Source organism: Pontibacter sp. GD7, from assembly GCF_058216375.1.
Genome location: NZ_JBYZMP010000001.1, coordinates 531616 through 543055, shown reverse-complemented (window position 1 = coordinate 543055; position 11440 = coordinate 531616). Strand labels below are relative to the sequence as shown.

At 48.7% G+C, this 11440-nt stretch carries 9 protein-coding genes; 4 read left to right on the top strand and 5 right to left on the bottom strand.

Translation table 11 applies throughout. The annotated features are described in order from the left end of the window. Positions 1-56 precede the first annotated feature (56 nt). On the top strand, positions 57-602 hold the full coding sequence (locus tag AC4BAP_RS02245) for a hypothetical protein (protein WP_490580983.1): 546 nt from the start codon (positions 57-59) through the stop codon (positions 600-602). A gap of 74 nt (positions 603-676) precedes the next feature. Here AC4BAP_RS02245 and AC4BAP_RS02240 read toward each other — a convergent pair whose 3' ends face one another. The 5 genes from AC4BAP_RS02240 to AC4BAP_RS02220 all read right to left on the bottom strand — a co-directional run bounded on the left by AC4BAP_RS02240 (position 677) and on the right by AC4BAP_RS02220 (position 7482). After that, positions 677-3235: a DUF5916 domain-containing protein gene (locus AC4BAP_RS02240; protein WP_490580982.1), complete on the bottom strand. Its 2559-nt coding sequence runs from the start codon at positions 3233-3235 to the stop codon at positions 677-679. A 291-nt stretch (positions 3236-3526) separates the two neighbouring features. Next, positions 3527-3907: a co-chaperone GroES gene (locus tag AC4BAP_RS02235; protein ID WP_490580981.1), complete on the bottom strand. Its 381-nt coding sequence runs from the start codon at positions 3905-3907 to the stop codon at positions 3527-3529. 16 nt (positions 3908-3923) lie between these two features. After that, positions 3924-4451: a hypothetical protein gene (locus AC4BAP_RS02230; RefSeq protein ID WP_490580980.1), complete on the bottom strand. Its 528-nt coding sequence runs from the start codon at positions 4449-4451 to the stop codon at positions 3924-3926. Between the two features lie 97 nt (positions 4452-4548). Further along, a complete protein-coding gene (locus AC4BAP_RS02225; protein ID WP_490580979.1) occupies positions 4549-5748 on the bottom strand; it encodes a homogentisate 1,2-dioxygenase in 1200 nt (399 codons plus the stop codon). A gap of 72 nt (positions 5749-5820) precedes the next feature. Next, positions 5821-7482, bottom strand: a complete 1662-nt coding sequence (locus AC4BAP_RS02220) for a S41 family peptidase (RefSeq protein ID WP_490580978.1) — start codon at positions 7480-7482, stop codon at positions 5821-5823. A gap of 261 nt (positions 7483-7743) precedes the next feature. Here AC4BAP_RS02220 and AC4BAP_RS02215 point away from each other — a divergent pair, with 261 nt between their 5' ends. The 3 genes from AC4BAP_RS02215 to AC4BAP_RS02205 all read left to right on the top strand — a co-directional run bounded on the left by AC4BAP_RS02215 (position 7744) and on the right by AC4BAP_RS02205 (position 11439). Next, positions 7744-8838, top strand: coding sequence for a DUF4856 domain-containing protein (locus AC4BAP_RS02215; RefSeq protein WP_490580977.1), 1095 nt, complete (start codon positions 7744-7746; stop codon positions 8836-8838). Between the two features lie 98 nt (positions 8839-8936). Then, positions 8937-10049 carry an imelysin family protein gene (locus tag AC4BAP_RS02210; RefSeq protein ID WP_490580976.1) on the top strand — a complete coding sequence of 371 codons (1113 nt, stop codon included), beginning with the start codon at positions 8937-8939 and terminating at the stop codon, positions 10047-10049. Positions 10050-10065: 16 nt separating this feature from the next. Then, the gene (locus AC4BAP_RS02205) at positions 10066-11439 is read left to right on the top strand and encodes an HTTM domain-containing protein (RefSeq protein ID WP_490580975.1); all 1374 of its coding nucleotides are present in this window, start codon (positions 10066-10068) and stop codon (positions 11437-11439) included. Position 11440 lies beyond the last annotated feature (1 nt).

The following is an 11440-nucleotide window of genomic DNA, read 5'->3' as shown; positions in this document are numbered from 1 at the left end:
ATCAGGGCCTTCCTTTTTATACTTGTTTATCCGCCACTATTCTTTAATTTGGTTGCATGAAGCATCTCTTCCCAACCATTTGCCTGCTGTTTATACTTGCCTGCGCTAAACAGCCATACCAGCTTAGCAAACCGCAGCAATCGTTCTACAAAAGTATGGCCAGCCACTGCGGCAAGTCTTACGCGGGCAAGGTTATTTACCCGGCCGATGGCAAAGACCCTTTTGCCGGACAGCCACTAACCATGCACATCGCCACTTGCTCTGACACCACTATCCGGATACCTTTTCATGTGGGAGAAGACAAGTCCAGGACGTGGGTGCTGCGTAAAACTGCTAAAGGCTTGCAACTGAAGCACGACCACCGGCACGCAGACGGCACTCCGGATGAGATAACCATGTATGGCGGCATGGCACTGGCTTCTGAGGATAAACTAGTGCAGCGCTTTCCGGCAGATGCCCATACCGCTAAACTTATACCTGCCGCCGCAACCAACGAGTGGACACTAGCCTTAAGCCCGGATGGCAAAACATTCAGTTATATACTTAAGCGCAACAACGAGCTCCGTTTCCGCGCCGACTTCGACATGACCAGGCCACTGTAACGTAAACCCAGCTAAAACCAAAAGGGCCATGGCATTAAGCTATGGCCCTTTCAGTTAGCGGGTGCTGCTGTTATTTAGGACTTAGTAAACTTGTCTTTTAGCGTAAGGTAATCTATAAAGTATAGTATCTTGATAGACAATGAGTTTGTTTGCGGAGTAGACAGCGTGCGGGAGAAGTTGTCCAGGTACTCAGGTATAACTTGGTTACCGCCGTTTGAAATTGCGTTTTTCCATACAATGCTGATCTCGCTGCCAGGGGCAAACCACCACGAGTACACCATGTCAATGTTGAAAGCATTGTAATTACGGTCGTGTCTTGCATCCGCCAGACCGTTCCTTTCAATAAATTCTGCCGGGTATTTGTCTGGGTACAAGGATGGAGTTAACCTTCCGTTTTCATTCAGATCAAAATACCTTTTGTAACTGGCACTTGACCAGTAATGGCGCGCACGCAGGCTAACCGACATCCTGTTGTTAAAGATGTAGCTACCCGACAGTGTATTTGTTACCGTATTCACATCCCGCAGGCCGAAGATCAGGTAATGCTGGCCAGAACTGCCCTCAGGCTTGTCAACAAAGTCGTTTGCATAGCCCATGTCATCGTAACGGCTGTTTTTGCTGTAGCTATAGCTAAAAGACAACTGGTCGTTAAACCTGTAGCGCGGCGAAATGGAGTAGTTAATGTTTCTCCTGTCGTTCTCGTCAAACGCCCGGTAATTAGCGCTTAAATCCAGCGCAAACTTTTTGCGGTAATCCGTAGACACCCATGCACCGATGTTATTGTTTTCCGGAAACTCGTAAAAGCGGTTATCTACACGCGGCTCAAAGAAATCGTTGGTTTTTACAGGCTCCATGTTGGCCCACAAACCTGCGCTCCAGAAGTTCTTAAAGGTGCCGCTCAGGTTACTGTAAATAGAAAAGTTCTGAAACGTGTTTGGGCTTAGCCTGCGTTCGTAAACAGCGCCAATGTTGCTTTGCATGTTTAGCAGTTTCCAGAATGGCTTGTAGATGTTATACTGCAGGTGTGGGTTCTCCTCGATGCTGTTAGGCGTGAAAAGTATACCCAGGTCGTTTGGGTTGTATGTTTTAGACTCAACTGTATGGGTATACCTGTAAGTAAAGTTACCACTGATTTTCCCTAAGCTAACGCGATAAGTATAACCCAGATCAGTGCTGTCGGTGAAGTAGCGCTGACTTAGGGCTGCTTTACCACTAAGAGCATACTTGTTACTTTTGTTCGCGAACCTGAACACCACACCCGTAAGGTTGGCATCGTAGGTGCTGCCCTGGCGCATCACGTTCGTATTCACCAGTGTTACAAAGGAGTTGTTCTTCAGCGACTGGTCCAGCACCGTGATGTTATAATTGGTAAGTGGCTGGGTTTCTACCTCTATTCTTTCGCCTTCGTTGTTCTCTAAGGTGGCAAACTGCCTGCCCACCACCGCATTAAACACCCCAATACCCAAACCAGACTGTGTGCGGCCTGATATCTTGGTGCCGTTCAGCATCTTGGTTTCGGCGGGGTTATCGATAACAGTGTAGCCTGCGTATTTATTTTCTGTATCGATGCGTGCATTCACGGGCCTGCCGCCGATGCGTCTGGAGTAAAAGAAACCACCTTTGTTGAACAACTCCGTGCCCTCCATAAAGAAAGGACGGTTCTCGTTAAACTGTATCTCAAAAGGGCTTAAGTTGAGTACCTGGTTGTCCGACTGCACCTGGCTGAAATCCGGGATCAGCGTCATGTCCAGGGTAAAGGCATCGTTTATTCCATACTTCAAATCGAGGCCGCCGCTAAAGTTGAAGTCCTCTTTGTAAGTTGTGTTTGCCTCGTTGCTGGTTGGGTAGCTTCTGGCCTGCGCGGCTACGTAAGGCGTTAGCGATAAACGCAAAGGCGCCTCTACGTTTTTAATGCCTGTAAGCTTACCCCACTGGTTTACAAAGCCGTTCTTGGCCGGATCCACGAAGTTCCAGAAATAGCCTTGCCGTGTAGCCTGCCGGTTACGCATAAAATTAAGCCCCCAGAGCTGCTCGGGTTTGCCACTGAATCGTATGGCCGAGTATGGGATCTTCAGCTCCGCTACCCAGTTGGTTCCCTGCAGGCTGGCACTGCTTTCCCAAACCGCATTCCAGCTAAAGTCCTCGCCATTGGAAGAGTAACGCGCATCTAACTGCACACCGGCCGGTGTAATAAAAAAGCCAAACCCGTTTATCTCGTCGTTATAGGTATCCAGAAACACACCGAAGAAGTCCGTATTGCCGAAATCATCGCGGCTGCTCAGCTGCCGAAGTATACTATCCTGCGACACGTCGTGCATAATAGCACCTACATAAATGGCCACATCATCATAAAGTATGCGCACTTCAGTTTTATGTCTTTCCATTGGGCCGGGAGTGGGCCTGTTCTGTATAAAATCAGTTGCAACCTGGGCGCCTTGCCATACGGCATCATCCAGGTTGCCGTCTATTTTGGGAGGCTCCGAAATGCGTAGTGCATTTAACTGTTTCTGAGGATAGTTGTACTCTTTCTTCTGTTCCTGTGCAAAGGCCTTGAAAGAGAAGCAGGTAGAGAAAAATAAAGATAAAGCGAGGAGCTGCCACGCAATGCGCGTCAGAGGTAATGGTTTCTTCATAGTTTGGTTTAGATGCTTATACAGAACAACTAGTATACAATAGATGAGGCAGACACCACAATGGTTGCTTTTAGGTATACTTTTTTTTCTGCTTTTTAATTTAATCGTCCCGAAAGGTAGAAGTTTTAAGATCGTCATTAAAAAAGAATAGACGTAAGCCCCAAAACCCCAGACAGAAACCGCCTAAACAGGTACTAATATTATGCCTGTTTCCAGCAATACCTGACATCATTAAAAAAATAAAGCGCCACCCTTTTCGGAGTGGCGCTTATAAATGGTATAAAGTATAAACTACAGGTCTTCTTCGCGCACCAGCATCAGCACCGCCGACTGTGGCACGATAAAGTACTTCTCGCCAAGGTAGTTTATCTCAATGGCATCGCGTTGCAGGTAAATGGCCAGATCGCCTTCTTTGGCTTGTAGCGGTATATAGCGCACAGCCTCCTCCTCTTCCTGGCCCCAGGGCTCCTCGTCAAAACCATAATCGGCAGATACAGGGTAACCAGGGCCTACTTTCATAATGTAGCCTTCCTGCACCTTTTCTTTTTCCTGTACGCCCGGCGGCAAGTATAAACCGCTCTTGGTCTGCTCTTTCGAAGACTTGGGCTTGATAAGCACCCTGTCTCCTACAATGATTATCTTCTCAAGCTTATTGTCTTCAGAAATCCTCATGGGTAATGTGTGCATCTTATAATGGGTCTGCGGTTACTTTAAATCGCATGTTGGCCTTAATGGTGATGTCTTTGGTTACTGCCTTGGCCAGTGTGGCGCGTGTACCAATCGTATACTTATCGCCTTTAATGTACTCATCCAGCCTGGCATTTGTGGAGTTCAGCACGATCTTGTTCACATTCTGTGGAATCTCCTCCAGGTAGGCGATCTTCACTTCCGGCTTGCCTTCGGCAGAGATGTAGATCTCAATCTTCTTCAGAAAGTTGAAGTTCTCCGTCTGTGGGTCTGTGATAACAAGCTCCAGCTTATCCAGCGTCACGTTCTTTACCAGCTCAGCGCGTGTCTTATTGTTTTTAAAGTCTTCGCTGGAGTTGGTGGTTACCGGAATCGGGGAAATGGGAGCCACAGTGCCCACCGGGAAGTATGATCTTATAACAATCGTTTCGTCGTGGTTGATATAGAAAGTAAGCAGATCGTCAATTTTATCGCAGGCCACGTTGGCGAAGGCCAGCAGCATTACAAAGGCTAAAAGTAATCGTCTCATAAAAGGGTAAAATAAAAACTGTATAAAATATAAATGCGCCAGGAAAAGCAAGTATAAAGTGCTTTGCCTGACGCAAATTTACAAAATCCTGATTGGATTAATCAAACATATCTCCTTTTCGCACAGTACCGTTACCGCTTTCGTTCCAGCTCATCGGGTAGTTCTTGTCCAGGTACTGTACTGCATCCTGGGTTAAGTATAACGGCTTAAAGGTATCGATCATCACGGCGTATTCGTGGGTTTCTTTTTTGCCTATACTTGCCTCTACGGTACCTGGGTGCGGCCCGTGAGGGATACCACCAGGGTGTACTGTAAAAGAAGCCCTGTCTACACCTTTACGGCTCATAAAATCACCCTCTACATAGTATAGCACCTCGTCAGAGTCTACGTTGGAGTGGTTGTATGGCGCAGGTATGGCATCAGGGTGATAGTCGAAGAGGCGCGGCACAAACGAGCAGATCACGAAGTTATGCGCCTCGAAGGTCTGGTGTACCGGAGGCGGCTGATGAATGCGGCCTGTTATCGGCTCAAAATCCTTGATGTTAAAGGCATATGGGTAAAAATAGCCATCCCAACCAACGGCATCAAACGGACTGAAGTCGTAGTAAAACTGGTGCAACTCCCCTTCCTTTTTCACTTGTACTAAACGTTCGCCTTTTTCAGTCTCGGTGATCAGCTCCACCGGCGGACGCATGTCGCGCTCACAAAACGGCGAGTGCTCCAGCAACTGGCCAAAGTGATTGCGGTAGCGGCGCGGCGTTTCTATCGGGCTGAAAGACTCGATTACCAGCAGTCTTACCTCACCCTCATCGAAACGGAACTTATGTATAACGGTGCGCGGGATAACAAGATAATCGCCGGGCCCGAACGGAATACGGCCCATCTGAGTAAGCAGGTCTCCGGTACCATCATGCACAAACACTACCTCATCGGCCTGGCCGTTTTTATAGTAGTAGTCCATTTCATGCTCCGACGGATTACAGATACTGATGGCCACATCGTTGTTAAAAAGCATTGTTTTGCGGGCATCCAGGTAATCAGAGCCTGTGGTTCCTGCATTTAGCGTGCGCAGGTGGTGCGGCTGCAGCTTTATACCTTCTGCCTTTTTAGGCGCAAAAGGCTTTGGCTCCCCGATGCGGCTCATCTGGGTAGGCGGGTTAATATGGTACAGCAACGATGATACACCACTGAAACCAAGCGTACCTACCAGCTGCTCTGCGTACAGCGAGCCATCCGGTTGCCTGAACTGCGTGTGTCTTTTTGATGGAATCTCTCCCAGCTTATAATAATATGCCATGCTTAGATGCTATATTAGTTTGGATTAATACCTTGTACGGGCAAGTTACAAAAGTATACCGTACATTTTGCCTTACGAGCCTCCCTTTGCCAGCCGTTGTGCCTGGCTAAAGTGCTTTAAGGCCTCCTGCAGCTCTTCGTCCTGCTCGTGCAGTACCGGGAAAAAGCCTTTGTTACCATACAAGCTTCGCGCGATAAACGCCTTCAGGTTATTGCGGATCAAGGCCTTAGAGCGGCTATACTCAGTTGCGCTATACTTTACGCCTGCTTTGTCAGCCATTCGCATCACATCCTGCAGCATCTTATCCGTTACCGTAAAGTTTTTGCTGAACTCCTCAAAGCTCATTTTTTCAAGGGCCTTCCGGTTGTCGCGGTAATAGTTCAATGAGTATTCCCGTATGATGTTGTTATTGTACAGCTGGCTCAGGTACTGTGTAAGCGCCATGGTATCGCGTGGCACAAACACATCCGGCATAATACCGCCACCGCCATACACGGCACGCCCTTTAGCTGTTTTATACTTCAGCGAGTCAACAAACAGGCTGCTATCCGGGTGGAAGTACTCTCCGTTCTCGAAGCGGTGCAGCATGTCCTGCTGGTACTCTTCCGGTTTGCCAGTGTAGGGTTTTTGGATAGAACGGCCGCTTGGCGTGTAGTAACGCGAGATAGTCAGTCTTAGCTCGGAGCCATCGTTTAGCGGAATCGGCATTTGCACCAGGCCTTTGCCAAACGAACGACGCCCCACGATCAGGCCGCGGTCATTGTCCTGCAAGGCGCCGGCCACAATTTCGGAGGCAGAAGCGCTGCCCTCGTCCAGCAGCACGATTAGCGGGCCATTCTCAAAATCGCCTTTTACCTGAGCAAAGGTTTCTGAGTCATACTTTTCGCCTTTACCATCTGTGTACACGATCATCTCATTGCCGGCAATAAACTCATCAGCCATCCGGATGGCGTGGTCCATATAACCGCCCGGGTTGCCGCGCAGGTCCAGCACCAGTTGCTGCATGCCTTTCTGGCGTAATTCTGTAAGGGCCCTCTTAAACTCGTCGTAGGTAGTAGCCGAGAAGCGGCTCACCTTAATATAACCCACCCGGTTATTGATCATGTAATTTACATCCACGGAGTAGGTAGGGATCTTATTGCGGGTGATGGTAAAGTTGAGCGGCTTTTTAGACCCTTTACGGATGATGCCCAAATTTACCTTGGAGCCCTTAGGGCCGCGCAGGCGCTTAAACACGCCTTCGTTGTTAATGCCGATGCCGGCCACTGTCTCTCCGTCCACTTTAACGATCTTATCGCCGGCGAGCAGTCCGGCAGCCTCAGAAGGACCGCCACTAAGCGGAGTGATCACATAAACAGTGTCTTTAAAGATATTGAACTCGATGCCGATGCCTTCAAAATCACCCTCCAAGTAGGACCGGGCCATGGCCATTTCATCTGCCGGGATATATGAAGTATGCGGGTCCAGCTTTTCCAGCATCTTGGTAATGGCGTAATCAGAAAGCTCCTCCACATTAACAGTATCCACGTAGTCGCGGTCTATGTAACTAAGGATGTCGCGGAACTTAAGATAGCTTCTGGCAGTGCCTTGCGGGTTATTTGTTGACGGCGAGAAGGTAGTAGCTCCAATTAAAACACCCACCACCAGGGCCATGGCTATAAATAGCGGCAACCTGATCTGAAATGGCGAATTCTGGATCTTATCTTTTCCCTCTCCGTTTTCGAGCTCTTTCATAGTGCAAAAGTATACGTGCAGCCCTGTTAACCCATTTTGCGAGGCAGCAGGTGCTACAATTTAGCAATTTTGAGTGGGGTATACCATCTATACAAGCAGAAAATAACGAAGGTTACGCTACACTAGCCTGCTCAGTGGGCATACTTTACCTACACAACAAAAGCTTATTTAAAATAATTTTAAATAAGGCTTGCCTAATATAAAGTTCGTCTTTAGCTTTGCATCACTATTTATAATCAGTCTAAATAAAAAATATATAATATGTTTTCAACTTTTAAGCACAAAGCAGTAGCAGTAGCAAGCCTTGCAATGTGCGTAGCCTTCACTTCCTGTACCGACGACAAAGACGAAACTCCTTACAACGTACCGGAAACCTATAATTTCGCAAATGTAGATTACTCTGGCCAGGTTGCCCGCATTAATATGTTAAGCGCACTGGACAGCTACATTAAAACCGGTAACAACGGTGCCGTATTGGATGCTCAGAAAATGAAGAACATGTATGCCAATGCCAACGCACCATTTGCTGATGCAGCCCTGAACACCTCTGGCAAACAACTTAAAGACAAAACAGTACCAACTGTTGTGGCCGAGTATGAGGGTTACTTTAATGCTGTGGCTACTGCCAGCCAGCGTGCAGGCGCACCAGCCAGCAACGGCACAGCCGGTATACTTACTACACTAGACAACAAAAAATACCTTGTTGACGCCAATGGTGTAGAGCTAGGCCAGCTCATTCAGAAAGGCCTTATGGGCGCAGTGTTCTACTTCCAGGTGGTTGATGGCTACTTATCTACTGAGAAAATAGGCCCAGCCGTAGACAACACCACCGTAACTCCTGGCCAGGGCACTAAAATGGAGCACCACTTCGACGAGGCATTCGGCTACTTCGGTGCCCCGATCGATTTCCCTAAAAACAAGACTGGTATCATGTACTGGGCCAACTATAGCAACCAGGTAGATGCAACTTTAGGAAGCAACAAAACTATTATGGACGCTTACCTGAAAGGTCGCGCCGCTATCTCAGCCAAAGACATGAAAGGAAAGGACCAGGCCATTGAGACGCTGCGCACCGAGTGGGAACGCCTTGTGGTTGCCTCTGCCATACATGAGCTGAACGCTGCCAAGGCTAATGTAGCAGACCAGGCTAAAAAGAGCCACTATTTGTCTGAAGCGATAGGCTTTGTAAAAGGCTTGAAGTATAAAACTGATCGCAAGATCTCTGACACAAAGTATAATGAGGTAATGGCCAAGATCGGCACCAACTTATATAATACCACAGCAACAGATATTTCCGCTGCGATTGACTTGCTTAGCACAATTTACCAGATGGACAATATTAAATCACAGCTCTAGTATAGCTGCAAACTCATAACGTTTATTAACTGGAAGCAGCAGCTGGGGCACCGCCATATGTCACAGCTGCTGCCTTTCAAATTTAAAAAGTATAGCCCATGAAAGCTTTCAACAAGTATACTTTTCTGGCACTGGCCGGCCTGGCCATACTTAACAGCAGTTGCTCCGACAGCGACTCAGGTCCGAAATCGGAGTACGACCGCGAGGCAATGCTGGCCAACTACGCCGACAACCTGATCGTGCCGGGTTATCAGCAGTTCAAGACCGAGACCGATGAAATGAACACAGCTGTTGCGGCATTTACCGCCAACCCAACTGTTGCAACGCTAACAGCCGCCAGAAAAGAATACCTGGATGCCTACAAAGTATGGCAGGACGTGAGTGTGTATGAGTTTGGCCCTGCCGATGCGCAAATGCTCCGCAGCAACCTGAACATCTACCCTACCACCACCTCTAAAATTGAAAGCAACATCTCCTCGGGCACTTACAACCTGCAGCTGACTGAAAACTTCTCGGCCAAAGGTTTTCCGGCAATCGACTACTTGCTTTACAGCAATGCCTCTGATGCCGATGTAGTGGCACTTTATACTTCTGACACTAACGCGGCCAAGCGCAAAAAATACTTACAGGATATTATCACACTGGTAAAGCAGGGTGTTGATGCCACTGCAACTGCCTGGATAAGCGGCAACTATGCCCAGACCTTCAAAACATCAACAGGCACGGCAGTAGGTAGCGCTGTCAGCAACATGGTTAATGGCCTTAACGGCGACATCGACCTTACCAAGCGCGCCAAAGTGGGCATTCCTTCGGGCCGTTTTTCGGTAGGCACTCCGCAACCCGACAAAGCAGAGGCGTTTTACAGCAAAAGCTCACTGGAGTTACTGAAGCGCGCCGTTCTGGCCGAGAAAGCCATCTTCCAGGGCATGAACGCTGCCGGCAACAACGGCCCTGGCCTGGATGATTACCTGGACCATGTAGGCGCAAAGTATAACAACGGCACTTTGTCGGCGGCCATCGTGGCGCAGTTCGATGCGGCCCTGGCAGCTATCAATGCGTTACAGAACCCGATCTCGCAGGCGGTTAACTCTAACCCACAAGGGGTGAGCAAAGTGTATGAAGAACTGCAAAAACTGATCGTGCTTACCAAAACCGATATGCCAGCTGCCCTGGGTGTGAGCATCACCTACACCGATAACGACGGCGATTAAGCTTTAAGAAGCACTGATGTTAACTAAGCTGAAGTCATACGCAACAGCACCTGTATCGGCGGCTCCGCTGGCCGTGTTCCGTGTCATTTTTGGTGGCATGATGCTGGCAAGTATACTTCGGTTTATACTTAAGGGGTGGGTAACAGAGCTGTATGTACAGCCTAAAGTATACTTCCCCTACTATGGTTTTGAGTGGGTAAAGCCACTCGGCGAAACCGGCATGTATGCACTTTTTGGCCTAATGGTTTTATCATCGCTGGGCATCATGCTGGGGCTGTTTTACCGCTGGTCGGCGGTGCTGTTTTTCCTGAGCTTCACTTATGTGGAGCTGATAGACAAGACCAACTACCTTAATCACTACTATTTTGTAAGCATCATGGCCCTGCTGATGGTGCTGGTACCGGCACACCGGCATTTCTCGCTGGATGTGCTGCGCAGGCCGCATATTTGGGTGAGCCACGTACCCCGCTGGGCAGTGCTGATATTTCAGCTGCAGTTGGGGTTGGTATACTTTTATGCCGGTGTGGCCAAGCTCAACCCAGACTGGCTGTTGGAGGCCATGCCCTTGCGCTACTGGCTGCCGGCCCACACGCACCTGCCACTTATCGGCCCACTGCTGGATAAAGTATGGGTGGCTTACCTGTTCTGCTGGTTCGGGGCTTTTTACGACCTTACCATCCCATTTTTCCTGAGCTGGCGCAAAAGCAGATTACTGGCATACTTTACTGTAGTTGTATTTCATGTACTAACCGCTGTGCTGTTCCAGATCGGCATGTTCCCATACATCATGATGGTGAGTACGCTGATCTTCTTCCCAGCTGGTTTCCATGAGAAAATTTTAAACTGGTTCAGGTGTCTGGGCAAAGTAAGCATACCGCAACAGCCGGCATTTGCAAAAGTTACCACTCAGCCGCTGCTGCTTAACCTGCTGGCGCTGCATTTTATACTTCAGGTATTGGTGCCGTGGCGCTTCATGCTTTACCCCGACAAACTGTTCTGGACTGAGCAGGGTTACCGTTTCTCGTGGCGCGTGATGCTGATGGAAAAAACCGGGACGGCATTCTTTTACGTGCGCGATCCACGCACCGGAAACGAGGCCGAGATCAACAACCGGGAGTACCTGACAGTGGCACAGGAAAAGCAAATGGCCACCCAACCCGACATGATCTTGCAGTTCGCGCACATGCTCCGCGATGACTATGAGCGCAAAGGAATACCCTCGCCGCAGGTGCGCGCCGAAGTTTATGTTAGCATGAATGGGAGGGGGAGTAAGCTTCTTATCGATTCTGGTGTTAACTTAGCGGCCGAAAAAGAAAGCTTCTTAGCAAAAACCTGGATTTTACCTTTTAATGACGATAAGCTGCAGCAGGAGGCTGTAGGGCAGAAATAAA